Annotated in this window: 19 protein-coding genes and 1 pseudogene; 9 read left to right on the top strand and 11 right to left on the bottom strand. The window is 70.3% G+C overall.

The features are described 5' to 3' along the window. The first annotated feature begins 169 nt into the window (after positions 1–169). The 3 genes from MMB17_RS20300 to lpdA all read left to right on the top strand — a co-directional run bounded on the left by MMB17_RS20300 (position 170) and on the right by lpdA (position 6,243). Positions 170–3,154: a 2-oxoglutarate dehydrogenase E1 component gene (locus MMB17_RS20300; RefSeq protein ID WP_238310868.1), complete on the top strand. Its 2,985-nt coding sequence runs from the start codon at positions 170–172 to the stop codon at positions 3,152–3,154. A 251-nt stretch (positions 3,155–3,405) separates the two neighbouring features. Continuing rightward, positions 3,406–4,725 carry a 2-oxoglutarate dehydrogenase complex dihydrolipoyllysine-residue succinyltransferase gene (odhB, locus tag MMB17_RS20295; RefSeq protein ID WP_241100068.1) on the top strand — a complete coding sequence of 440 codons (1,320 nt, stop codon included), beginning with the start codon at positions 3,406–3,408 and terminating at the stop codon, positions 4,723–4,725. A 114-nt stretch (positions 4,726–4,839) separates the two neighbouring features. After that, the gene (gene lpdA, locus MMB17_RS20290) at positions 4,840–6,243 is read left to right on the top strand and encodes a dihydrolipoyl dehydrogenase (protein WP_238310870.1); all 1,404 of its coding nucleotides are present in this window, start codon (positions 4,840–4,842) and stop codon (positions 6,241–6,243) included. A 19-nt stretch (positions 6,244–6,262) separates the two neighbouring features. On the opposite strand, the pseudogene MMB17_RS25450 reads toward lpdA, so the two are convergent. Then, positions 6,263–7,163, bottom strand: a pseudogene (locus tag MMB17_RS25450) (3'-5' exonuclease). A gap of 590 nt (positions 7,164–7,753) precedes the next feature. On the opposite strand from MMB17_RS25450, the gene MMB17_RS20275 reads away from it, so the two are divergent. Beyond that, positions 7,754–8,275, top strand: a complete 522-nt coding sequence (locus tag MMB17_RS20275; protein ID WP_238310872.1) for a PAS domain-containing protein — start codon at positions 7,754–7,756, stop codon at positions 8,273–8,275. Between the two features lie 41 nt (positions 8,276–8,316). On the opposite strand, the gene ligA is transcribed toward MMB17_RS20275, so the two are convergent. Continuing rightward, the gene (gene ligA, locus MMB17_RS20270) at positions 8,317–10,755 is read right to left on the bottom strand and encodes an NAD-dependent DNA ligase LigA (protein WP_241100066.1); all 2,439 of its coding nucleotides are present in this window, start codon (positions 10,753–10,755) and stop codon (positions 8,317–8,319) included. 220 nt (positions 10,756–10,975) lie between these two features. On the opposite strand from ligA, the gene MMB17_RS20265 reads away from it, so the two are divergent. The 5 genes from MMB17_RS20265 to MMB17_RS20245 all read left to right on the top strand — a co-directional run bounded on the left by MMB17_RS20265 (position 10,976) and on the right by MMB17_RS20245 (position 15,579). Next, positions 10,976–11,872 carry a protein-methionine-sulfoxide reductase heme-binding subunit MsrQ gene (locus MMB17_RS20265; RefSeq protein ID WP_241100065.1) on the top strand — a complete coding sequence of 299 codons (897 nt, stop codon included), beginning with the start codon at positions 10,976–10,978 and terminating at the stop codon, positions 11,870–11,872. A 31-nt stretch (positions 11,873–11,903) separates the two neighbouring features. Then, positions 11,904–12,236, top strand: coding sequence for a hypothetical protein (locus MMB17_RS20260; RefSeq protein ID WP_420847290.1), 333 nt, complete (start codon positions 11,904–11,906; stop codon positions 12,234–12,236). 153 nt (positions 12,237–12,389) lie between these two features. Continuing rightward, positions 12,390–13,403: an adenosine kinase gene (locus tag MMB17_RS20255; protein ID WP_238310876.1), complete on the top strand. Its 1,014-nt coding sequence runs from the start codon at positions 12,390–12,392 to the stop codon at positions 13,401–13,403. Between the two features lie 56 nt (positions 13,404–13,459). Then, on the top strand, positions 13,460–14,557 hold the full coding sequence (gene ychF, locus MMB17_RS20250; RefSeq protein WP_241100064.1) for a redox-regulated ATPase YchF: 1,098 nt from the start codon (positions 13,460–13,462) through the stop codon (positions 14,555–14,557). Positions 14,558–14,580: 23 nt separating this feature from the next. Next, a complete protein-coding gene (locus MMB17_RS20245; RefSeq protein WP_241100063.1) occupies positions 14,581–15,579 on the top strand; it encodes a MaoC family dehydratase in 999 nt (332 codons plus the stop codon). A 16-nt stretch (positions 15,580–15,595) separates the two neighbouring features. Here the strand turns inward: MMB17_RS20245 and MMB17_RS20240 are convergent, their stop codons facing one another. From MMB17_RS20240 to MMB17_RS20200, 9 genes are all read right to left on the bottom strand, one after another. Then, the gene (locus MMB17_RS20240; RefSeq protein WP_241100062.1) at positions 15,596–16,078 is read right to left on the bottom strand and encodes a hypothetical protein; all 483 of its coding nucleotides are present in this window, start codon (positions 16,076–16,078) and stop codon (positions 15,596–15,598) included. A 95-nt stretch (positions 16,079–16,173) separates the two neighbouring features. After that, positions 16,174–17,244, bottom strand: coding sequence for an ABC transporter permease (locus MMB17_RS20235; RefSeq protein ID WP_241100061.1), 1,071 nt, complete (start codon positions 17,242–17,244; stop codon positions 16,174–16,176). Then, entirely contained in the window at positions 17,241–18,164 is a 924-nt protein-coding gene (locus tag MMB17_RS20230) for an ABC transporter permease (protein WP_241100060.1), read from the bottom strand. The genes MMB17_RS20235 and MMB17_RS20230 overlap by 4 nt, the downstream gene beginning before the upstream one ends. After that, positions 18,161–19,753: a peptide ABC transporter substrate-binding protein gene (locus tag MMB17_RS20225; protein WP_241100059.1), complete on the bottom strand. Its 1,593-nt coding sequence runs from the start codon at positions 19,751–19,753 to the stop codon at positions 18,161–18,163. The genes MMB17_RS20230 and MMB17_RS20225 overlap by 4 nt, the downstream gene beginning before the upstream one ends. Then, complete coding sequence (locus MMB17_RS20220) at positions 19,753–20,190, bottom strand: GlcG/HbpS family heme-binding protein (protein WP_238310883.1); 438 nt, start codon at positions 20,188–20,190, stop codon at positions 19,753–19,755. Before MMB17_RS20220 ends, MMB17_RS20225 begins: the two co-directional genes overlap by 1 nt. Further along, entirely contained in the window at positions 20,187–20,678 is a 492-nt protein-coding gene (locus MMB17_RS20215; RefSeq protein WP_241100058.1) for an OsmC family protein, read from the bottom strand. The genes MMB17_RS20220 and MMB17_RS20215 overlap by 4 nt, the downstream gene beginning before the upstream one ends. An 85-nt stretch (positions 20,679–20,763) precedes the next feature. Beyond that, the gene (locus tag MMB17_RS20210) at positions 20,764–22,584 is read right to left on the bottom strand and encodes an ATP-binding protein (RefSeq protein ID WP_241100057.1); all 1,821 of its coding nucleotides are present in this window, start codon (positions 22,582–22,584) and stop codon (positions 20,764–20,766) included. A 114-nt stretch (positions 22,585–22,698) separates the two neighbouring features. Next, positions 22,699–23,694: an alpha/beta fold hydrolase gene (locus MMB17_RS20205; RefSeq protein ID WP_241100056.1), complete on the bottom strand. Its 996-nt coding sequence runs from the start codon at positions 23,692–23,694 to the stop codon at positions 22,699–22,701. 97 nt (positions 23,695–23,791) lie between these two features. Continuing rightward, on the bottom strand, positions 23,792–24,721 hold the full coding sequence (locus tag MMB17_RS20200) for a DMT family transporter (protein WP_420847289.1): 930 nt from the start codon (positions 24,719–24,721) through the stop codon (positions 23,792–23,794). Positions 24,722–24,822 lie beyond the last annotated feature (101 nt).

Below are 24,822 nucleotides of genomic sequence, written 5' to 3'. Positions count from 1 at the left end.
CCCCATAGGCAAAGGAAGGGGCGGGGTTTCCCGCCCCCACATGATGGGAAAGGCGCGCGAATGAGGCTCTGAGCCTCATTCGAAAACGAGGCGCGCCGGTACTCGAAGACGATGCGGCGATCGCGCTCGGGAGAGCCGGGCCGGCCAACGCGGATCAGGACAGGCAGCCATGGCACGCCAGGACGCGAACGAAGCCCTTCTCGAGACCTCCTTCCTCTACGGCGCCAACGCCGCCTGGATCGAGGAGCTTCAGGCGGCCTATGCGCGGGACCCGAATTCGGTCGATCCCGAATGGCAGCGCTTCTTCCGCAGCCTCAACGAGGACGACGCCCTCGTCGAGAAGAACGCCGCCGGCGCCTCCTGGACGAAGCCCAACTGGCCGGTGCCGCTGAACGGCGAGATCGTCTCGGCCCTCGACGGCAATTGGGGTGCCCTCGAGAAGACGCTCGGCGAGAAGATCCAGGCCAAGGCCGGCAAGCCGGTCGATTCCGGGAAGGGCGCGGCCATCGTGGCGGCGACCGGCGTCTCCGTCGAGCAGGCCACCAAGGATTCCGTGCGCGCGATCATGCTGATCCGCGCCTACCGCATGCGCGGCCATCTGCATGCCAAGCTCGATCCGCTCGGCCTCGCCCCCCGCGGCGACCACGAAGAACTGCATCCCCAGCATTACGGCTTCAAGGAATCCGACTGGGACCGCCCGATCTTCCTCGACAACGTGCTCGGGCTCGAGTTCTCGACGATCCGCGAGATCGTCTCGATCCTGGAGCGCACCTACTGCCAGACGCTCGGCGTCGAGTTCATGCACATCTCCGATCCGGAGGAGAAGGCGTGGATCCAGGAGCGCATCGAGGGCAAGGACAAGGAGATCTCCTTCACCCCCGAGGGCCGTCGCGCGATCCTGAACAAGCTGATCGAGGCCGAGGGCTTCGAGAAGTTTCTGGACACCAAATACACCGGCACGAAGCGCTTCGGCCTCGACGGCGGCGAGTCGATCGTCCCCGCCCTGGAGCAGATCATCAAGCGCGGCGGCGCGCTGGGCGTCGAGGAGATCGTGCTCGGCATGGCCCATCGCGGCCGGCTGAACGTGCTGGCCAACGTGATGGCCAAGCCCTTCCGAGCGATCTTCAACGAATTCAAGGGCGGTTCGTCCTCTCCGGCGGAGGTCGAGGGCTCCGGCGACGTGAAGTACCATCTCGGCGCCTCCTCGGACCGCGCCTTCGACGGCAACAACGTCCATCTCTCGCTCACCGCGAACCCGTCGCATCTCGAGATCGTCGATCCCGTGGTGCTGGGGAAAGTGCGCGCCAAGCAGGACCAGAAGGCCAAGCCCAATGTCGAGCGCCGCAAGGTGCTGCCGCTGCTGATCCACGGCGACGCGGCCTTCGCCGGCCAGGGCGTGGTGGCGGAGTGCTTCGGCCTGTCCGGCCTGAAGGGTCACCGCACCGGCGGCTCGATCCACTTCATCATCAACAACCAGATCGGCTTCACCACCGATCCGCGCTTCTCGCGGTCTTCGCCCTATCCCTCCGACGTGGCGAAGATGGTGGAAGCCCCGATCTTCCACTGCAACGGCGACGATCCGGAGGCGGTGACCTTCGCGGCCAAGATCGCGACGGAGTACCGGCAGCAATTCGGCAAGCCGGTCGTGATCGACATGCTCTGCTATCGCCGCTTCGGCCATAACGAGGGTGACGAGCCGGCCTTCACCCAGCCGAAGATGTACCAGCGGATCCGCAAGCATCCGACCGCTTTGGAGACCTACGGCAACAAACTCGTCGAGCGCGGCGACGTCACCCGGGAGCAGCTCGACGACCGCAAGGCCGAGTTCCGGGCCATGCTCGACAACGAGCTGGAGCTGGCCGGGAGCTACAAGGCCAACAAGGCGGACTGGCTCGACGGGCGCTGGTCCGGCTTCAAGGCGGTGCGCGAGGACGTGGATGATCCCCGCCGCGGCCGCACCGGCGTGCCCGCGGAGACCCTGCGCCAGATCGCCCAGCGCATCACCACGCCGCCGCCCGGCTTCCATCTGCACCGCACGATCCAGCGCTTCTTCGACAACCGCGCCAAGTCGGTCGAGACGGGGCAGGGGATCGACTGGGCGACGGCCGAGGCCCTGGCCTTCGGCTCCCTGCTGATCGAGGGCCACCGCGTCCGCCTGTCCGGCCAGGACGTGGAGCGCGGCACCTTCTCCCAGCGCCACGCGGTGGTGATCGACCAGGAGAACGAGCAGCGCTACACGCCGCTCAACTCCGTGCGCGAAGGCCAGGCGAGCCTCGAGGTCATCAACTCGATGCTCTCCGAGGAGGCGGTGCTCGGCTTCGAGTACGGCTATTCGCTGGCCGAGCCGAATTCCCTGGTGCTGTGGGAGGCGCAGTTCGGCGACTTCGCCAACGGCGCGCAGGTCGTGATCGACCAGTTCATCTCCTCGGGCGAGCGCAAGTGGCTGCGCATGTCCGGCCTCGTGCTTCTGCTGCCCCATGGCTACGAGGGCCAGGGGCCGGAGCATTCCTCGGCCCGCCTGGAGCGCTATCTGCAGATGTGCGCCGAGGACAACATGCAGGTCGCCAACTGCACGACGCCCTCGAACTACTTCCACATCCTGCGCCGCCAGTTGAACCGCGACTTCCGCAAGCCGCTGGTGCTGATGACGCCGAAGTCGCTGCTGCGCCACAAGCGGGCGGTCTCCTCCCTCGACATGCTGGCCGAGGGCTCGACCTTCCATCGCATCCTGTGGGACGACGCCGAGCACGATGAGAGCGGCGTCAAGCTGGTGCGCGACGACAAGATCCGCCGCGTCGTGCTCTGCACGGGCAAGGTCTATTACGATCTCTACGAGGAGCGTGAGAAGCGGGGCGTCAACGACGTCTATCTGATGCGCGTCGAGCAGCTCTATCCGTTCCCGCTCAAGGCGCTCGCCAACGAGATGACGCGCTTCCGCAATGCGGAGGTGGTGTGGTGCCAGGAGGAGCCGAAGAACATGGGCTCCTGGGCCTTCGTCGAGCCCTATCTCGAATGGGTGCTCGGCCAGGCCGGCTCCGCGGTGAAGCGTCCGCGCTATGTCGGCCGTCCCGCCTCGGCCTCCACCGCAGCCGGCCTGATGTCGAAGCACCTCGCCCAGCTCCAGGCCTTCCTCAACGAGGCTCTGGCGGTCTGAGGCCGGCGATGCCGTCTTTCCTGCTCCGTTTGGAGCCGCCCCGCCCGAGCTTTCCCTTCGATGCGACGGCGGCCGAGACGGCGCTCTTCGCGGCCACGGCGCCTGGGTGCCGCAGACCCCGTCATCCGGGCGCAGGCCGGTTTCGCCGACAGGGGGCGCCGGTGCCCTTCCTGATCCTGCGCCCGCAATGATTCCGCGCTCACGCGACTCACGCATCTGAAGAGGAGGTCCCCGCCCGGGGACGAACGATCATGGCAACCGACATCCTCGTCCCGACGCTCGGCGAATCCGTGAGCGAGGCCACGATCGGCCGCTGGTTCAAGCAGCCGGGCGACACGGTCGCCGCCGACGAGCCCTTGGTGGAGCTCGAGACCGACAAGGTCACCCTGGAGGTGAACGCGCCCGCCGCCGGCGAGCTCGGCGAGATTCTGGTCAAGGACGGCGAGACCGTGGAACCCGGCGCCGTGCTCGGCTCGATCATCGAGGGCGGCAAGGGGGCGGCCAAGGAAACCGCCAAACCGGCCAAGGGCGGCGAGAAGGCCGACAGCCGCAGCGAAGCGCCGAAGACGGCCTCCGCCGACAAGAAGAAGACCGAGGAGAGCGCCCCGCAAGAATCCTCGGCCTCCTACGGCGGCCATTCCGATGCCCCGCCGACCGGCGGACGCTCCGCCGAAGAGAGCGGCCCGGCCGTGGCCAAGCTCGCCCGGGAATCCGGCATCGACCCGGCGAGCCTCAACGGCAGCGGCAAGGACGGACGGGTGACCAAGGGCGACATGCTCGCCGCCATCGGCAAGGCCGGCGACAAGGCGCCGGCCCAGGAGAGCAAGGCCCCCCCCGCCCCGCCGCGGGCCCCCTCCGCCCCGGACGATGCCGCGCGCGAGGAGCGCGTGCGCATGACCAAGCTGCGTCAGACCATCGCCCGGCGCCTCAAGAGCGCCCAGGACACGGCAGCGATGCTGACGACGTTCAACGACGTCGACATGTCGGCGGTGATGGCCCTGCGCTCCCAGTACAAGGACATCTTCGAGAAGAAGCACGGCACGAAGCTCGGCTTCATGGGCTTCTTCACGAAGGCGGTGATCGGAGCGCTGAAGGACGTGCCGGCGGTGAACGCCGAGATCGACGGGCAGGACCTCGTCTACAAGAACTATTACCACATCGGCATCGCCGTCGGCACCGACAAGGGCCTCGTCGTGCCGGTGGTGCGGGACGCCGACGATCTCTCGATCGCCGGCATCGAGAAGACGATCGCCGGCTTCGGCAAGAAGGCCCGCGAGGGCAAGCTCTCCATCGAGGAGATGCAGGGCGGCACCTTCACGATCACCAATGGCGGCATCTACGGCTCGCTGATGTCGACGCCGATCCTCAACGCCCCGCAATCGGGCATCCTCGGCATGCACCGCATCGAGGAGCGCCCGGTGGTCCGCGCCGGCAAGATCGAGGCGCGACCGATGATGTATCTGGCGCTTTCCTACGATCACCGCATCGTCGACGGGAAGGAGGCCGTGACCTTCCTCGTTCGCGTCAAGGAGGCGCTGGAGGATCCGGCGCGTCTGGTGCTCGACCTCTAAGGCGCGGTCGCTGCCGTCCGCCGGCCGTGCTGCCGCACGGCCGGACGCTTCCGCTTGCTTATCTTATCCGATGGCGGGACTTCGACCCGCCCCACTTGCTGCGAGTCGACTTCCATGAGCGCTTACGATCTCGTCGTCATCGGCACAGGCCCCGGGGGCTATGTCTGCGCCATCCGGGCGGCCCAGCTCGGGCTGAAGACCGCCGTGGTCGAGAAGCGGGCGACCCATGGCGGCACCTGCCTCAATGTCGGCTGCATCCCTTCGAAGGCCCTGCTCCATGCCTCCGAGGCCTTCGAGGAGGCGAACAAGCATTTCGCCGATCTCGGCATCGACGTCGGCCCAGTGAAGCTCGACCTGAAGAAGATGCAGGCCTTCAAGGCCGAGGGCGTCGCCGGCAACACCAAGGGCGTCGAGTTCCTGCTCAAGAAGAACAAGGTCGACAGCTATCACGGCAAGGGCCGCATCGCCGGCGCGGGCCGGGTCGAGGTGATCTCGGAGGATGGCGGCAACCAGATGCTGGAGGCCAAGAACATCGTCATCGCCACCGGCTCCGACGTGACCCGGCTGCCGGGCGTCACGATCGACGAGAAGGTGGTCGTCTCCTCGACGGGGGCCCTCGAACTCAGTGAGGTGCCGAAGAAGCTCCTCGTCATCGGCGCCGGCGTGATCGGCCTGGAGCTCGGCTCCGTCTGGCGCCGGCTCGGCGCCGAGGTGACGGTGGTCGAGTATCTCGACCGGGTGCTGCCGGGCATGGACGGCGAAGTCGGCAAGCAGTTCCAGCGGATCCTGGCCAAGCAGGGCATGGCCTTCAAACTCTCGACCAAGGTGACCGGCGTCGAGACGACCGAGAAAGGCGCCCGCGTCACCGTGGAACCGGCCCAGGGCGGCGAGGCCGAGACGCTCGAGGCGGACGTGGTCCTCGTCTCGATCGGCCGCGTACCCTACACCGAGGGCCTCGGGCTGGAGAATGTCGGCGTGCAGGTCGACAACAAGGGCCGCATCCAGACCGACGAGCACTACGCCACCAACATCACCGGCATCTACGCGATCGGCGACGTGATCGCCGGGCCGATGCTCGCCCATAAGGCGGAGGACGAGGGCGTGGCGGTCGCCGAGATCCTGGCGGGGCAGTCGGGCCACGTGAATTACGGGGTGATCCCGAACGTGGTCTACACCTTCCCCGAGGTCGCCTCGGTCGGGCGCACCGAGGAGGAGCTGAAGAAGGACGGGATCACCTACAAGGCCGGCAAGTTCCCCTTCACCGCCAACGGCCGGGCCAAGGCCAACGGCACCACGGACGGCTTCGTGAAGATCCTGGCGGATGCGGAGAGCGACCGCGTCCTCGGCGTGCACATCGTCGGCGCCGATGCGGGCAACCTCATCGCCGAGGTCGCGGTGGCGATGGAATTCGCCGCCTCCGCTGAGGACATCGCCCGCACCTGCCACGCCCATCCGACCCTGACCGAGGCGGTGAAGGAAGCCGCCCTCGCCGTCGACAAGCGGGCGATCCACGTCTGAGGCGGTGCGCGCGGCGGCCCTAGGCCGCCGCCACCCGCCGCGCCCGCACGGGGCCGACCTCGGCCCCGTCGAGGCGCCGACGCAGGCGCTCGACATCGGCGAAATTGCCGGAGAGCAGATCGGTCACGTCGCCCTCGACCACGGCGTCGACATGGCGGCAGCGGCGGCGGTTGCGCCCGGCCTGGCAGGAGCAGCGCAGATAGGGGCCGAGGGTATGCTCCTCCAGCACCACCTCGTAGCGGTTGCCCGTGCTGCCACGCATCGTGAAGCGGAGGGCATCGTCGGGCGCGGCCTTGCGCTCGCGCGTCGCCAGCAGCGCGCGGGAGGCGGTCGAGGCGGCGGCCTCCGGGTTGGGGTGGTAGCCCGGCGCCTGGGTGACGATGGGCAGCGCCAGCCTCTTGGCCAAGGCCCGCAGGTCGCCGAGGCCCGTCTCGCGCAGGGCGGCAAGGGCGATCTCGGCGCAGGCATAGGCATCTTCCCCGGCATCGTGGTGCTCGAAGCGGATGCCGAGGCGGGCGGCGACCTTGGAGAGGCCGCATCCCGGCCGGATCGGGAAACACCCGCCGGGCCACCTGCAGGGTGCAGAGCGAGGCGAAGGCCGGCACCGGCTGTCCCCAGGCGGCGAGGGAGGCGCGCAGCACGCCCATGTCGAAGGGCGCGTTATGGGCCAGCAGGAGCCGTCCGCGCAGGTCGTCGAGAAAAGGGGCGATCGCCTCCGGAAAGGCCGGGGCGTCGCGCACATCGGCCGGCAGGATGCCGTGGATGCGGATGTTGCCCGGCGCGAAGCGCAGCTCCGGCGGCCGGATCAGGCGCGTTTCCCGCCGCACCACCCGGCCGTGCTCGATCCAGGCAAGGCCAACCGCGCAGGCGCTGTCGCGCCGCTCGTTGGCGGTCTCGAAGTCGATCGCGACGGCGCTCATGGCGCGAAAATAGGGGAGGGGCCGGCTGCGCCGCAAGACGCGAGGGCCTGCCGCGGCTCGGTCGGTCCGAGAGCGCCCGCCCCGCCGCGAACGATTCCATCATACATCAATGGTCACTGAGAAATGATATTCGAACTCGGCACGATTCTCTGGCAAATCACGCTATTGTTGCGACGCGAAGAGCGGTTGAGCAGCCGCAAAACAATGATGTAAATTAAGAAACAATCCAGTCTTCGGGCGAAGACAGCAGATGGCCTCAGGCTGATCTGGCATCAATTCGATTTGATGGCCATTTCCGCTTGATCACTGTCGCGCAACGTGCATTCTAGCTCCGTCCGCAACAAGGCCGTGCGGGAGAGCCCAGTTCGGCATCTGCCGTTCATGGCGTCGAGGCAGCGACCGCCCCCGGGAGCCGCTTCGGCACAATCTCGCAACGGTTGGACGATCTGGAGTTCGGGCGTCGCACACGCCCACCGGCAAGCCGGTCGGCCCTTCGGGGCAGGGCGGTTCGCTGGAAACCCACGACAGAGGGGGGCACTCGGAATGCTTTGACGGGCATTGACCGATGCCCGCCGTCGTGGGGAGCAGCGATGGACCTCGAAGGCCTCGATTACGATTTCGACGCACCGGATTCGGATTGGAACTACGAGCCCTCTCGGGCCGAATTGTTCCGGCAGATTCCTGCCGCCCTCTACACCACCGACGCCGAGGGCTGGCTGACCTTCTACAACGATGCCGCTGCCGCCCTGTGGGGCTACCGGCCCGTTCTGGGCAAGGCCCGCTGGTGTGGCGCCTGGAAGCTCTACGACACCGAGGGCGCTCCCCTGCCGCATGACCGCTGCCCGATGGCCCTCGCCCTTCGGGAGGAGCGGCCGGTGCGCGGCGTTCAGGCGATCCTGGAGCGGCCGGACGGAAGCCGGGCCGTCTTCATGCCCTATCCGACCCCCTTGCGCGACCGCGACGGCACGCTGATCGCCGGCTCCAACATCCTCCTGGAAATCTCCCGGCCGGCCGCCCTGATCGAGCGGGGAAAGGCCGGCTGGCACCGGGGAACGGTGCGTGACACCGGGGCGATCGTGCAGGCGGCCCGGCTCGCCCGCCTGGCCTGCTGAACCACGGCACCGGGGCCGGATCCCACCTCCGGCCCCGCGCCTCAGGCGCCCTCGATCATCGCCAGCCAAGCCTCCTCGCTGACCACGCGGACGCCGTGCTTCTCGGCGTCCTTCAGCTTGGACCCGGCGCCGGGTCCCGCCACCACGAGATCGGTCTTGGCCGAGACCGAGCCCGAGACCTTGGCGCCGAGCCGCTCGGCCGTCGCCTTGGCCTCGTTGCGGGTCATGCGCTCCAGGCTGCCCGTGAAGACCACGGTCTTGCCGGCGAAGGCGGCCGCCGTGCCGGCGCTCTCCATCGGCTGCGTCGCGACCTCGGCGAGCAGGGCGCGTACGGCCGCGTCGTTGTGCGGCTCGGAGAAGAAGGCGATCAGCGAATCGGTCGCCACCGGCCCGATCTCGCCATCATCGGCGAGCCAGTGGTAGGCCTCCCCGGGCTGCTGGCCGGCCGCCCGAAGGAGGGCCGCCTCCGCCGTCTCCCGGTCGCCGTAATGGGCGAGCACGGCCTCCGCCTGCGACGGGGTGAGGCGGCCGAACAGGCGCGCGCCCGGAGACAGGCCCCCGAGCGCCTCGCCGGCATTCGGCTCGGCGGCGAGCAGCTTGTCGCGGGTGCCGGGGCCGATCCGCGGGATCGCCGAGAGCGCCAGCCAGTCCTCCCCGGCCCGCGCCCGTCCTGCCGCCGCGACCGCCTCCATCAGCGCGGTCATGTCGGGAAAGCGCTTGGCCAGGGCCTTCGCGGTCGATTCGCCGATCTGGGGAATGCCCAGGGCGAACAGGAAGCGGTTGAGGGGGATCGTGCGGCGCGCATCCAGGGAGGCGAGCAGGTTCTTGATCGCCTTGTCTTCCTCCTCGCCCTTCTTCTTGGTGGGCTTCTTCGGCGGCGGCTCTCCCTCCGCACGGCGCTGCGCGGACAGAGCCTCGCGCCGTGCGACGATCGCCGCCTTCAGGGGCTCGAAGGTGAGGCGGAACAGATCGGCCGGCTGCTTCACGAGGCCGGCCTCGAACAGCACCTCGATATAGGTCTGGCCGAAGCCCTCTAGGTCGAACCCGTTGCGCGAGACGAAGTGCTTCAGGCGCTCCACCCCCTGGGCCGGGCAGATCAGGCCGCCGGTGCAGCGGCGCACCGCGTCGAGCTTCTTGGTGCGGGGATTGAACTCCCGGACCGCCTTGCTGCCGCAGGCCGGGCAGGTCTCGGGGAAGACGAAGGGCACGGCCTCGGGCGGCCGCCTGTCGAGCAGCACGTCCATCACCTTCGGGATGACGTCGCCCGCGCGCACCACGATCACCGTGTCGCCGACGCGGATGTCACGCCCCTCGCGGATCGGCTCGCCGTCGCCGCCCACCCCCTGCACGTAGCCCTCGTTGTGCAGCGTCGCGTTCGACACGACGACGCCACCCACGGTCACGGGCCGGAGCCGCGCGAGCGGATTGAGCGAGCCGGTGCGGCCGACCTGGATGTCGATCGCCTCCAGCACCGTCGTGGCTTCCTGGGCGGGGAATTTGTGGGCGAGCGCCCAGCGCGGAGCCCGGCTGACGAAGCCGAGCCGCTTCTGGAAGGCGAGGTCGTCGACCTTGTAGACGACGCCGTCGATGTCGTAGCCGAGGCTGGCCCGCTGTGCCTCGATCTGGCGGTAATGGGCGAGCATCGCCTCGGCATCCGCGCAGAGCACGGTCAGCGGGTTCACCGGCAGGCCGAAGGCCCGGAACCGCTCCAGCACGCCGGATTGCGTCTCGGCCACCGGTTCCGAGACCTCCCCCCAGGCATAGGCGAAGAAGCGCAGCGGCCGCGACGCCGTGATCGCCGGATCCTTCTGGCGCAGCGAGCCGGCCGCGGCGTTGCGCGGATTGGCGAAGGTCGGCAGCCCGTCGGCTTCCTGGCGCTCGTTGATGCGCGCGAAATCGGCATGCGAGAGATAGACCTCGCCGCGCACCTCCAGCACTTCCGGCCAGCCCTCGCCGGAGAGCGTTTCCGGGATATCCTCCACGGTGCGCGCATTGGCGGTGACGTTCTCGCCGACCTCGCCGTCGCCTCGGGTCGCCGCGGTGACGAGGCGGCCGCCCTCGTAGCGCAGCGAGAGGGACAGACCGTCGATCTTCGGCTCTGCAGTGAAAGCGGCGGGGGCGTCCGCGGGCAGGTTGAGGAAGCGCCGCACCCGGGCGACGAATTCCTCCACCTCCTCGTCGGCGAAGGCATTGCCGAGGGAGAGCATCGGCACGGCGTGCCGTACCTTCTCGAACCGTCCCGAGGGCTTGGCGCCGACCCCGGCGCTCGCCTCGGTCGTGCCGGTCAGTTCGGGGAAGCCGGCCTCGATCGCCTCGAGCGCCCGGCGCAGGGCGTCGTATTCCGCGTCCGTCAGCTCGGGCGCGTCCTCGTTGTAATAGAGGTGGTTGGCGCGTTCGATCCGTTCGGAGAGCGCGGCATGGCGGACGCGGGCCTCCTCTTCGGTCAGGCTTGCGACGGCGCTGTCGTTCTGTGCGGGCATGGGCGCGATGTAGAGCAGATTCGCGGGCGCTGCGTTAACGACGTCCCCCGGCTGCCGCGCTGGCCCCAAACTTTTCGGGAGGGGGCCCGTAACTCGGAAAGCCGGTGGACGAAGACCCGTTCGGGGCCTTGGCCCTGCGACGCCGCCGCCGCCCGACACCGCCTCATCCTCGCCGAAGGCCGCGCCTACATCCTTCTCCGACGCCACCAGCGGATCCCGCATGCCTGCGCAACACGTCCTCGCTCTTCCCTGGCTCGACCGCGCCGGGCGGCTCTCGCCCCTGAAGCTCGTCACCTTCCTCCTGCTGCTCGCCCCGGGCCTCTACCTCGCCGGGGCCTTCTACGCGGACGCGCTCGGGGCGAAGCCGCTCACCGCGCTGATCCACGAGACCGGCAAATGGGCGGTGCGCCTACTGCTGATCACGCTCGCGGTCTCGCCGCTGCGCCGGATCGGCGATTGGCCGCGCCTGATCCTGGTGCGGCGCATGCTCGGGCTCTCGGTTCTCGCCTATGCCCTGATCCACCTCACGCTCTACGCCGCCGATCAGAACTTCGCCCTCGGCACGGTTGCGGCGGAGATCGCCCTGCGCGTCTACCTGACGATCGGCTTCCTCGCCCTCGTCGGGTTGATTGTGCTGGGCGTGACCTCGACGGACGGCATGATCCGGCGCTTGGGCCGGCGCTGGAACAGTCTGCACCGGCTCGTCTACGCCATCGCCGTCCTCGGGCTCGTGCATCACTTCCTGCAGGCCAAGCTCGACGTGACCGATCCCGTCTTCGCCACCGGCGTCTTCGCCCTGCTGATGGGCTACCGGCTGCTCCAGCGCCTGGGCTGGACGACGGGTGGCCCTGCCCTGTTCGGGCTCGCGGCGGCGGCGGGCCTCCTCACCGCGGGCCTCGAGGCGGCCTGGTACGCCCTCAAGAGCGGCGTGCCGGCAAGCCTCGTCCTCGAAGCCAACTGGGACTTCTCCTACAAGGTCAGCCCAGCTTGGTGGGTGTTCGGCTTCGGCCTCGCGGCGAGCCTGCTCACGGCCTGGCGCGGACGGAAGGTGCCGGCGCACCGAAATCGGGCGCAGCCCGCACCGAACCTGAATCCCGCCACAAGTCCCGGCTCTTGAGACCGGACGGAACGAGCGGGAAGGGACAGCGATGCGGGGACGGACGAGAGGCGCGGCGACGGTCGCGGCGATCCTGGCGCTGATGGTGGCGGAGAGCGGCGCCCACGCCGCCTGTACGCCGCCGGCCCCGCCCCCGGTCGAGGGCAGACCCGCCAAGCCCGCTCTTCCGCAGAAACCCGGCTGCCTCTCCGCGAAGGACGGGTGCCCCGGCTGGGAGGCCTACAGCTACAACGACGCGATCAAGGCCTACAACGTCCAGATCGAGGCCTTCCGTCCCCTCGCGCAGGCCTATGTCGAGAAGCTCAATGCCTATGTGAAGGCGAGCGCCGACTACGCCCGCTGCGAGATCGGAACGCTGCAATAGCGCGGCGCCGCCGCGCCTGCGCATCGACGAATTCCCGGTCCGGGCGGAAGACCGCTTCGCGCACCGCGAAAATCCCACCGGGCCGCTTCGCTTGACGCTTCCGGGAGGCGATGCCACAGGGCCGGGGTCTTCCACCCCGAACAGGATGGCCCGATGCCCGATTCCCTCGACCTCCTCGTGCTCGGCAACGCCATCGTCGACCTGATCGCGCGCACCGACGAAGACTTCCTCGCGAAGCAGGGCGTGCACAAGGGCGCGATGCAGCTGATCGACGAGGCACGGGCCGAGGCCCTGTTCGAAGTCATGGGTCCCGCAACCATCGTGTCGGGCGGCTCGGGGGCCAACACCGCGGTCGGCGCGGCGCTTCTCGGAGCGAAGACCGGCTTTATCGGGAAGGTCCGCGACGACGAGCTCGGCGGCCTCTTCGCCCACGACCTCAAGGCCACCGGCGTCCGCTTCGCGGTCGCGCACGCCGCCGACGGGCCAGCCACCGCCCGCTGCTTCATCCTGGTGACGCCGGACGGCGAGCGCACCATGAACACCTATCTCGGCGCCTGCCAGAAGCTCTCGCCGGAGGACGTAGACGAGGCCACCGTGCGCAGCGCCCGGGTGACCTATCTCGAAGGCTACCTGTGGGATCCGCCGGCGGCCAAGGACGCCTTCCGCAAGGCGGTGCAGATCGCCCACGGCGCCGGCAACGCCGTGGCGCTCACCCTCTCCGACGCCTTCTGCGTCGACCGTTACCGGGACGAGTTCCTCGGCCTGATCCGGGACGGCAGCATCGACATCCTGTTCGCCAATATGAGCGAATTGAAGAGCCTGTACCGCACCGAGGATGCCGAGGCCGCCGTCGCGGCGCTGCGCGAGGAGCGCGACGCCAACGGCCGGCACCTGCTCGGCCTCGTCACCCGTTCGGAGGAGGGCGCCCTCGTCGTCAAGGGCGGCGAGGTCCGCGCGGTCGAGGCTTCTCCCGTCCACGAGCTCGTCGACACGACGGGGGCGGGCGATCTGTTCGCGGCGGGCTTCCTGGCCGGCCATGCCCGGGGGCTCGACTACGTGACCAGCGCCCGGCTCGGCACCCTGGCCGCGGCCGAGGTGATCCAGCATATCGGCGCGCGCCCGCAGCACGACCTCGTGGCGCTCGCCAAGGAACGCAACCTGCTCTGACCCGCCCGCCCGGACGACCCGGGCGGCGACAGCTCTCACGGATTTCGGATACCACCATGGGCTTCAAGTGCGGCATCGTCGGCCTGCCGAATGTCGGCAAGTCGACGCTCTTCAACGCGCTGACGCAGACGGCCGCGGCGCAGGCCGCCAATTACCCGTTCTGCACGATCGAGCCGAACGTGGGCGAGGTCGCGGTGCCCGACCCGCGCCTCGACGAGCTCGCGCGGATCGCCGGCTCGAAGGAGATCATCCCGACGCGGCTCACCTTCGTCGACATTGCCGGCCTCGTGCGCGGCGCCTCGAAAGGGGAGGGGCTCGGCAACCAGTTCCTCGCCAATATCCGCGAGGTCGACGCCATCGCCCATGTGGTGCGCTGCTTCACGGACGGCGATGTCACCCATGTCGAGGGCAAGGTCGACCCGATCGCCGATATCGAGACGATCGAGACCGAGCTGATGCTCGCCGATCTGGAGAGCCTCGAGAAGCGGGTCGTGGCCCTGGAGAAGAAGGCCAAGGGCTCCGACAAGGAGGCCAAGGAATTCCTCGACCTCGTCAACCGCGCCCTGCCCCTGCTGCGCGACGGCAAGCCGGCGCGCCTCGTGGAGCGCAAGGCCGAGGAAGAGTTCCTGTTCCGCCAGCTCGGCCTGATGACGGCCAAACCCGTGCTCTATGTCTGCAACGTGGACGAGGGCGACGCCGACAAGGGCAACGCCCAGTCGGAGGCGGTCTTCGCCCGGGCCAAGGCCGAGGGCGCGGTGGCGGTGGTGGTCTCGGCCAAGATCGAGAGCGAGATCGCGGTGATGCCTAAGGCCGACCAGGGCGAGTTCCTGGAGGCGGTGGGCCTGACCGAGCCCGGCCTCAACCGGGTGATCCGGGCGGGCTACGACCTGCTCGGCCTCGTCACCTACTTCACCGTGGGGCCGAAGGAGGCCCGCGCCTGGACCATCGTCAAGGGCACCCGCGCCCCCGGCGCGGCCGGCGTGATCCATTCGGATTTCGAGAAGGGCTTCATCCGCGCCGAGACCATCGCCTTCAAGGACTACACGACGCTGAACGGCGAGGCCGGGGCCCGCGACGCCGGCAAGCTGCGGCTCGAGGGCAAGGATTACGTCGTGCAGGACGGCGACGTGCTGCATTTCCGCTTCGCCAACTGACGGCAAGCACAAGGGAAACCGGAATGGGCGCCGAGACGATCACCTTCGAGGATTTCGTCCGCGGGCAGGTGATCGAGGGAGCGCCCCTCACGGTCTCCCGCGAGGCGATGATCGCCTTCGCGCAGGCGTTCGACCCGCAGCCCTTCCATCTCGACGAGGCGGCGGCCCGGAAGACCTTCGTCGGCACCCTGATCGCCTCCGGCTGGCAGACCGCGAGCCTCGGCATGCGCCTCCTGCAGCGGGACGCCTTCCGCGGCGCCACCTCCATGGGCTCGCCGGGCGTCTCGGAGCTGCGCTGGCTCAAGCCCGTGCTGCCGGACGATTCCCTGCGGGCGCGGATCGTCGTCGAGGACACGCGCACCTCCGGCTCGCGACCGGATCGCGGCTTCGTCCGCTTCGCGATGACCCTGCTCAACGGCCGGGACGAGGCCGTGATGAGTCAGACCTTCACGGTGATCTTCCCCCGGCGGGGCGCCGCGCCGCTGCCGCCCCTGGCTCCCCTTCTCGAAACCGGCACCGCGCCCCCGGCCGAGCCGGAGGACGCGGTGCCGGTGCCCTTCCTCGGGGAAGCGGAACTCGGCGTGGCCCGCGACCTCGGCGCCCATCGCTTCGAGCCGGACGCGATCGTCGCCTTCGCCCGCGCCTACGATCCGCAGGCCTTCCACCTCGATCCGGAAGCCGCCGCGCAGACGCATTTCGGCGGCCTCTGCGCCTCGGGCTGGCACACGGCCGCCGTCTGGATGAAGCGGCTTCTCACGACCTGGCGGCGGGACATGGCGCTCACCGCGCAGGCCGGACCGGTGCCCCAGCTCGGCCCCTCGCCGGGCTTCAAAGACCTGCGCTGGCTCAAGCCCGTCTATGCGGGCGACACGATCCGCTATTCCAGCCGGCTCGTGGACAAGCGCGCCTCGGCCTCCCGCCCCGGCTGGGGCCTCGCCACCCACCACAACACCGCGTGCAACCAGCACGGCGAGCCGGTCTTCGCCTTCACCGGCTCGGTGTTCTGGCAATGGGCGCCCTGACGGGGCGGGGACGGGCTCAGACCTTCAGGCGCTTGTTGCACTCCGAGAAGTAACCACCGCCCTTCTGGATCCAGTTCATGCCGCCATTGGCGGTGCCGCCGGAGGCCTTGTTGGCCTTGTACTGGTCCAGGCAGGTCTGCTGCCGGGCCTTGCCAGGAGCGTCCTTGGCGTATTTCGGGTCCACCGCCTTGGGAAATAGGGCGGCCCCGCTGGCGGCGGGTGGCGTCGCGGCCGCGGTAGGGGCCGCAGGTTTGGCGGCCGGAGCGGGCGCGGTCGGCGCGGGCGTCGTCGGCGCCGGGGCGGTGGTGGCCGGCGCGGCCGCGGCCGTGTCGCCGCATTGCGCCTTGCGGAAGTCGTTCCAACTCTGGCCGTTCAGGGTGCCGGCCTGCTTGGCCGCCTGATACTTGGTGGAACACTCCTTCGTGCTGAGCGCGAAGGCGGCGCCGGGCAGGCTCGCGCAGAGCGAGGCGAGCGATGCGGCGAGGATGAGACGTTTCATGAGTCGAGTCCCACGGCGCGGCGGAAGAGCCGCGACACGAAGGCTATGTCCCTGAAGCTGAACGCGGAAAAACAATTCGGGATAGGCCCGGGATCTCACGGGGAGTTGATGCCGGCCGGCATCGGACCTGCGCGCCGATGCCGGCCGGGCAAAGCCGCCTCCAAGGCCTCGCCCAGGGCGTTGAGGGCGAGCAGCGTCACCACGAGGAAGCCGGCCGGGGCGGCGAGCATCCAGGGCGCGGCCTCGATGGACCGGGCGCCCTCGGCGATCAGCACGCCCCAGGAGGTTGCCGGCTCCTGCACCCCCAGCCCGAGGAAGGACAGGAAGCTCTCGAGCAGGATCACCCGCGGCACGGTGAGGGCCGCGGCCGCCAGAATGGGGCCCAGCGCGTTCGGCACCACGTGGCGGGCCAGGATGGCCGGCGCCGACAGGCCGAGCGCCCGGGCCGCCCGCACGTAGTCGCGATTCTTGAGGGAGAGGGTCTGGCCGCGCACGATGCGCGCCATGTCGAGCCATTCCACCGCCGCCACCGCCGCGAGCACGAGCCAGAGCCCGGCCCGGAAGAACACGAGCAGCAGGATCACGAAGAACACGAAGGGCAGGGAATAGAGGGCGTCGACGACGCGCATCATCGCCGCGTCCACCCCGCCGCCGGCCATGCCGGAGACCGCGCCGTAGGCGACGCCGATCAGCAGGGAGGCCGCGGCGGCCACGAGGCCGATCAGGAGGGAGATCCGCCCCGCCACCAGGCAGCGGGTCAGGAGATCGCGCCCCACCGTGTCGGTGCCGAGGGGGAAGGAGAGCCGCGCGATCCCGGCCTCGACCACGCGGGGCGTGCCGTCCGCGCGGCGCTCCACCACTTCCGGCGGCCCGAACAGGGCGGAGCGGGACAGATAGACGAGGCTGCGCGCATCCACGGGCTTGTCCGCGGCGATGGTCAGGCGGACCCGGCCACCGGCCACGGACACGTCGTCCAGGGGCAAGCGCATGCGGAAGGCGAGGCGGTCGATGGCCGGGCGGATCTCCTCCCGTGTCGGATGCGACGCGAGGCCGGGGCCGATGCGCACGAGGTCCGGGTAGATCCGCTCCGGCGCGTGCCCGGTGAGGAAGGGGCCGAACAGGCAGGCAAGCGCGATCGCGATCAGGACGGCGAGGGCGGCTCTCACGGCACGCGCCTCTGGCGGGGATCGAGCCAGGCGGCGAGGAGATCGGTGACGATGTTGAGGAGGATGACGAGGCCCGCCACCAGCACCACCGTGCCCATCACCAGGGTGTAGTCGCGGTTCAGGGCCCCGTCGACGAAGTAGCGGCCGATTCCTGGCAGGCCGAAGATGGTCTCGACCACCACGGAACCGGTGAGCAGGGCTGCCGCCAGCGGTCCCAGCAGGGCCAGGACCGGCAGCAGGGCCGCCCGCAGGGCGTGGCGCAGCACCCGCAGGGGCGGCAGGCCCATGGCACGCTGGGTGCGCACATGCGGCTCGGCCAGGGCCTCGACGAGGGCGCCGCGGGTCAGCCGGGCGAAGACCGCCGCCTGGGGCAGGGCGAGCGTCAGCACCGGCAGGACGAGGTTCTCCGGCGCCCCGCCCTCCCAGCCGCCCACGGGGAGCCAGCGCAGGGTGAGGCCGAACAGGATCTGGAGGAGGGGCGCCACGACGAAGCTCGGGGCCGCCAGTCCGAGCGCCACCAGGAGGCCGACGCCCCGGTCGGCGAACCGGCCGCGCCGCAGGGCCGCGAGGCTGCCGAGGGCGATCCCCAGAGACAGAGACAGCGCCAGGGCCAGGGCGCCGAGCGTCATCGAGACGGGCAGGCCGCGGGCGAAGAGATCGGCCACGGTCAGGTCGCGGAAGGAGAAGGAGGGGCCGAAATCCCCCCGCGCCAGGGCGGCGAGGTAGCGGAAGAACTGCTCGGGTAGGGGGGCGTCGAGACCGTAGACGCGCCGCAGATTCTCCATCGCTGCCTGGGGCAGGGGCCGCTCCAGGTCGAAGGGGCCGCCGGGGGCGAGGCGGATCATGAAGAAGGCGGCCGCGACGACGATCAGGAAGGTCGGGACGCCTTGCGCGAGGCGGCGCAGCAGGAAGCCGGTCACGGGGTCAGCGACAGGTAGCGGGTGGGTGCGGCGTTGCGCAGGTTCTGATGGAAGCCGTGCAGGCGGGCCGGGATCAGCGCCTTCGAGCGGTAATGCAGGAGCGGGATCCAGGGCAGCTCGGCAAGGGCGATCCGCTCCGCAGCGAAAAGCAGGTCCGCGCGCCGGCCCACGTCGCGCTCGGCAGCCCCCTCCGCCAGCAGCCGGTCGTAATCGGCATTCGACCAGCGGCCGGGATTGAGCCCGTCATTGCCGGTGCGCAGCAGGAACAGGAAGTTCTGCGGATCGGAATAGTCGGCGTACCAGGAGATCCGGGCGAGATCGAAATCGCCGCCGTCGCGCAGATAGGCGAAATGGGTCTTCGCATCGGTAGCGGTGAAGCGCGTCCGGATCCCCAGGCCCCGCCAGAAATCGGCCAGCGCCACCGCGGTGTTGCGGTTGTTGTCCGTGACGTTGAACCGGTACTCGAGGTCGAGGGGGTTTCTCTCCCCGAAGCCGGCTTCCGCGAGGAGGCGGCGCGCCTCCTCCTCCCGGTCGATGGGTAGCGTCTCCCGCCCGGGCAGTTCCGGGGGCGTGCGGTAATGGTCGAGGCCGGGCGGGCAGAGGGAATAGGCCGGGTCCATGGTCTCGCCCCAGACCGCCTCTGCCAGGAACTCGCGGTCGATGACGAGGGAGAGGGCCCGGCGCACCCTGGGGTCGTCGAAGGGCTTCTTGCGCGTGTTGACGGCGATGGAGAGCACGCCGAGGGCCGGCCCGAGCTTCACCGCGTCGCCGAAGCGGCGCTTGAGCGAGGCCATCTGGTCGCCGGGCAGATCGGACAGGGAATCGATCTCGCCGGCGGCGTAGCGGCGCACCGCCGCACCGAGATCCGGCGTCGGGATGAAGGCGACCTCGCGGATCGCCAGCGCCCCCGCATCCCGGTGATGGGGATTCGCCACCAGGGTGATCCGGTCGTTGGGCACCATGTCCCGCAGCGCGTAGGGGCCGTTCGAGACGAGGTTGCCCGGCCGGGTGAAGGCGTCGCCGTAGCGGGCGAGGGAGGGGCGATGCACCGGCAGGGTGGTCTGGTGGGTGAGGAGCTCGAGCAGGTAGGGCACCGGCTCGCCGAGCCGCACCACGACGGTGGCGGGATCGGGGGCGGCGACGCCGAGGGCTTCAACGGGCTTCTCGCCGCGATTCACCGCGGGGGCCTCGAGGAGGGGATAGAGCACTTCGGCGTATTTCGCCCCCGTGGCGGGAGCGAGGATGCGGCGCAGGGCGAAGACGAAATCCTCGGCGACCACGGGATCGCCGTTCGACCAGCGCCCGTCCGCGCGCAGGCGGAAGGTGTAGGTGAGCCGGTCCTCGGACACCGTCCAGCGTTCGGCGGCGCCGGGCACGATTCGGCCGAGATTGTCGTAGGTCAGCAGGCCCTCGTAGAGGTCGCGCAGGAGATGCGCCTCCGCCACCGTCGAGGACTTGTGCGGGTCGAGCGTCTCGGGATCCGCGTCGTTGCCGCGCCGGTAGAGGGTGGTCGAGGCGGCGCCGGCGGCTCGGGGCAGGGCGGGCCAGCAGGCCGCCCCGGCGAGCAGGCGGCGCCGGTCGAGCCCCATCAGGCGCCGGTATCGCCGGAGAAGCCCGCCGCGGCGATGCCAGCCAGCGCGCAGATCTCGTCGTTGTCGGAGGTGTCGCCGGACACGCCCACCGCCCCGAGGAGTCGGCCCTGCCCGTCGCGGATCAGCACGCCGCCGGGCACGGGCACGATGCCGTCCGGCCCGACGATCTCGCCGAGCGCGGTGAGGAAATAGGCCTGCTCCTCGGCCCGCTTGTGCAGCGCCCGGGAGCCGAGGCCGAGGGCGAGGGCGCCATTGGCCTTGCCCCGGGCGATCTCGGTGCGGCGCAGGGAGGTGCCGTCCTCCGCGGCCAGGCATTTGAGGGCGCCGCGGGCATCGTAGACCACGACCGCGAGCGGCTTGAGGTCGCGCGCGCGGGCCGTGCGCAGGGCCTCCGCGACCAGGGTCTGCGCGGCGGCGAGGGTCAGCTCGGTCATCGGTTGTCGTCCTCGGGCGGAAGGGCTTCGGGGGCGGGCGCCACCATCACCTCGGTCTTCACCGAATTGGCGATGAAGCAGACCGCATGCGCCTCGTGATGCAGGTGGTCGAGGGTCTTCGCGTCCGGCGGGGCGCCTGTCCAGGCGATCGCGGGATAGAGCACCACCCGCGTCACCGCCTGCCGGCCCGGCGCGATCTCCGCCATCGTGCCCACGGCATGGTCGCGATAGGCCGTGACCATGTAGCCGGCGAGGCGCGCGACATGGAGGAAGCTCAGCATGTGGCAGCTCGACAGGGCCGCCACCAGCATCTCCTCCGGATCGACCGCCTTCGGATCCGCCCATTTTCCGACCACGTGCGGGGAGGCGGAGCCGGGCACGCTCACGCCGCCATCGAAGCCGAGGCTGTGGCCGCGGCCGTAGCGGCCGGCCAAGAAATCCTCGCCCTGGGCGAGCGCCCAGGCGATGTCGGCTGTGTAGGTCGCCATCTTCCCCGTTCCGGTTCCAGGCGAAGGTACCGGCCCGCCGCAGCGGCAGCAATCGCAAGCGGCGGGTCGTCGCGCCGCGGCTGCGCTACGACGTCACCACCGGCTGAGGCGCCGGGACCTCGGCGGCGGGCAGCCAGATCTCAACGAGGGTGCCGTGGCCGGGACGGCTGGTGAGGCCGAGCAGGCCGCCGGATTGCCGGGCGAAGCGGTCGACCATGGCGAGGCCGAGGCCCGAGCCCATTCCCGACGGCTTCGTGGTGAAGAAGGGCTCGGTCGCCCGCGCCACCGCCTCCGCATCCATGCCGCGCCCGGTATCCTCCACGCCGACGACGACGTAGCGGCCGGGCCGGATCGCGGCGAGGGCGCCCGGCTTCACGGTCTCGGCCCGGGCGGCGATGTGGACCCGTCCCCCGTTCGGCATGGCGTCGCGGGCATTGACCACGAGATTGAGGAGCGCCGTCTCCAGGGCATTGGCGTCGGCGAGGGCCGGGGGCAGGGAGCGCGGGCAGTCGAGGGTGATGCGCACGCCGCTGCCCGCGGCCTGGCCCAGCAGCTCCAGCACGCCGAAGACGAGGCGCGAGACCATGACCGGACCCGCCTCCATCGCCTGGGGATGGGCGAAGCCGAGCAGGCGCCGGGTCAGGGCGACGCCCCGCTCCGCCCCCTGCGTCGCGGCCAGCACGTAGCCGTCGAGCCGGCCCGGCTCCTTCGCCCTTCCGTCGTCGAGCCAACGCCGGGCATTCTCGAGATTCACCAGGACGACGTTGAGCACGGTGTTGAAGTCGTGGGCGATGCCGCCGGTGAGCTGCCCGAGGGCCTCCATTTTCTGGGCCTGGCGCAGGGCGGCCTCGGCCTTGGCCCGCTCCTCGGCCTCCGCCAGGAGCAGCCGCTGCGCCTCGGCCTCGGCTCGGGTCTTGGCCATCGCCAGGCGGGCCAGAGCGAAGAGCGCCAGGCTGGTCAGGGCCGCGATGACGGCGTTCACCGCCACGCCGCGGCGCCAATGCGCGAGCAGGACCTCCACCGCCAGACCGACCTCGACATAGGCCGGGTAGCCCTCGACCCGCCGCAGCCCGGCGATGCGCCGGATTCCGTCGGCGTCCGACACCGTGTCGGCCGTGCCGTCGATGAGGGGCAGGGGACGCTCGAAGGAGGCGGCCAGCCCGTTCACGGCCGGCGCCGCCGCGTAGCTCGGCTCGGGCGGGGCCGGCGCGGGCGGGATCTGGGCGAGCACCCGTCCGTCGGCGCGGATCAGGGCCACGCGGTCGCTCTTCGAGAGCGCCGCGGTGCGGTAGAAGTCCTGGTAAACGCTCTGCGACAGCACCACCCCGAGGCCGCCCTGCAGACGGCCGGACGCGTCGTGCAGGCCCCGCGCCGCGACCAGAATGACCGCACCGGTGATACGGCTGCGGAACGGCCGACTGACCACGAGCCCCTGCTTGCCCGACAGCAGCGTCTCGCCGCCCGCGCTCTGCGCCTCGACCATCCGGATGTAATCGCGGTCGCCGACATAGGTGCGGGCGGTGGGCATGAAGCGGCTGTGGGCCGCCGTGTTCCAGGACGGATCGTAATAGACCAGCGCATCCGTGCTGCGGACCTCGCCGTCGAGCTGACTCAGCAGCCGGTGAAGCGGCGCTTCCTCCAGGGGCCTGGGCGCGTCCCTGAGATAGTCTTCGACACGGTTGAAGGTGAGGTTGTAGGTATCGAAGGTCGTCGTCGCATGCTGCGCCAGCAGGTCGGCGAGTCGGCCGGCCCGGTCTGCCGCGCTCTGCAGAAGAAGCGTGCGGGATTGCAGCGTGACGACGGCCAGCACCAGGGCCGGCCCGAGAAACGCGAGGATCGCCAGCAGTTGCAGGTGTCCGACGGCGTCGAGCCAGCGCCGAATACGCTCACTGGCGCGTTCGAACATCAAGTGATCCCGTCTCCCGCGGAATTGTTCGGCGGACCTTGCGCCGGGACATGTCCGGGGATCAAGTCATCTCGGTACACAACCTGACATAGAACTTCAGGACGGCCGCACCTTTTACGAGAAGGCGTCGTAGGCGCGCACCACCGCGCCGAGCGCCTCGAAATGCGGCAGGGCGCCGGTCGGCAGCCGCTCCAGCGTCCAGTTCGGCCGGCCCGCCACGGCGCTGATCCGACGGTAATCGACGAAGTCGCCCCGAGCCCCGCGCAGCATCCAGACCGGCAGTTTCAGGCTCTCGTAGAGACGGGTGGTGTCGTCGGGAAAGAGATAGCCCGACAGGAAGGAGAACGGCGCGTGCTCGGCGCCCGGCTGATGGGCGGTGAGCTGGTCGTAGGCGAACAGCCCCTCGTCGATATCCCGCGAGCCCCAGGTCTTCTCCAGGAAGAAGCGCATGCTCGGCGGACTCACGAGGGCGTCGAAGAGCGGCCGTCCCCAGAGCGGGAAGGCGGCGAGCTCCCGGGCGATGCGGCTGCCGCGATCCGCGTCGGGCGGTCCCTCTCCGGACAGGCGCTCGTCGAAGCCCACGGGGCTGATCAGGCCCAGCGTCGCGAACAGGCCCGGGCTCTCCAGGGCGGCCCGGGCGAGATAGGCGCAGGAAAGGGATAGGGCGATCGCGTCGAGGGGGATGCCGCCGTGGCGGCCGGAGATCTCGGTGGCGGCGATCCGGATCGCATCCACCATCAGCCGGGGCGTGTAGATCCGGTTCGCGCGCTCGGAGAAGCCGAAGCCCGGCAGGTCGAGGGCGTAGACCGGACGCTCCCGGCTGTAATGCTCGTAGAGCGGCCGGACCTCGTAGGCGCTCGCCGCCGCGTTGACCGAATGGATCAGGAGGAGCGGGCGGCCGGGCTGCGTGTCCGCGGCATAGAGCCCGAGGCGGCCGACCCGGCTGTGCAAGCGGGTGAGCCGGCCGGACAGGGCCGGATGCAGCGGCCGGGGCCGGTTTTTCGCGAGATGGCTCCAGGCGATCCAGGCCCCCGCCGCCGCGAGCGGCAGCAGGCCGAGGGCGCCTGCCACGGGCCACGGCCGCAGGCGACCGCCTCCCCCCTCCCGCATCGCCCCGATCTCTTGCCGCGCGCCCTGTCCCATATCCGCCTCTGCCGGAACCGACCGCGGACAACGCCCCGGAGGCCCGGATGTGCCCGGCCCGCGGTCAGGCCTTCCTGCGGCCGGTGCGCTCCGCGATGAGGATGCCGCCGAGCACGAGGGCGAGCGCCAGGGCCTCGCCCGGTCCGAAGGGCTCGCGGGCGACGAGCACGGCGAGCAGGGCACCGAAGACGGGGACGAGGTTCACGAACAGGCCGGCGCGGTTCGGCCCGATCAGCTCGACGCCGCGCATGAAGAACAGCTGGGCGACGAGGGTCGGCCCGACCGCCACGAAGGCGACGATGGCCCAGCCCCAGGGCGTCGGCCAGATCAGGCGGCCGAGCGCCCATTCGGCGGCGAGGGGTGGCAGGGAGGTCAGGAAGGCCGCCGCCGCCATGGCGGTGAAGAAAGCGACGCCGTCGACCTTCGGCCGGGCCGCGAGCGCCACGGTGTAGCCGGCATAGAACAGGCAGGCCACGAGCATGATCAGGTCACCCTGGTTGAAGGACAGGGTCCTGAGCACGTTCCAATCCCCGTGGGTGGCGGCGACGGCCGCCCCGGCCAGCGTCACGCAGACGCCGAGCGACTGGCCGAGGCCGACCGGCACCCCGCGCGCGAGGAAATTCATGACGAGGACGAGGACCGGGATGGCCCCCTGGAACAGCGCCACGTTGACGGCGCTGGTGTAGTTGCCGGCGAGATAGAACAGGCTCGCGAAGGCGGTATAGCCGACCGCGCCCATGGCGAGGACGTACCGCCAGCGCCGGGCCAGGGCCTGCCGTTCCGAGACCGCCCGCCGCCCCGCGAACAGCGCGAGCACCGCGAAGCCGATCGCCCAGCGCAGGGTCGTCAGCACCTGGGGTGAGACCTGCCCGACCGCCCAGCGGCCGGCCACGGCGTTGCAGCCCCAGAGGAAGGCGGTGAAGGTGAGCAGGAGATAGGCGCGCAGGCGCGCGCGCTCGGCCGCAGCGGGGGCTTCCACGTCTGGCTGATCCATTGATCCGCCGAGCGGCCGGAACACCGGCCGGCCCGGCGCGACATCCATGCCGGCATCTTCGCCGGCACCCGCAGCGGGAGCCCCCGCCTCGCTCCCCGTCG

Source organism: Methylobacterium organophilum, assembly GCF_022533465.1.
Lineage (GTDB): Bacteria > Pseudomonadota > Alphaproteobacteria > Rhizobiales > Beijerinckiaceae > Methylobacterium > Methylobacterium organophilum.
The sequence above is the reverse complement of the archived record's forward strand: the minus strand, read 5'-3'. Positions and strand labels throughout refer to the sequence as shown.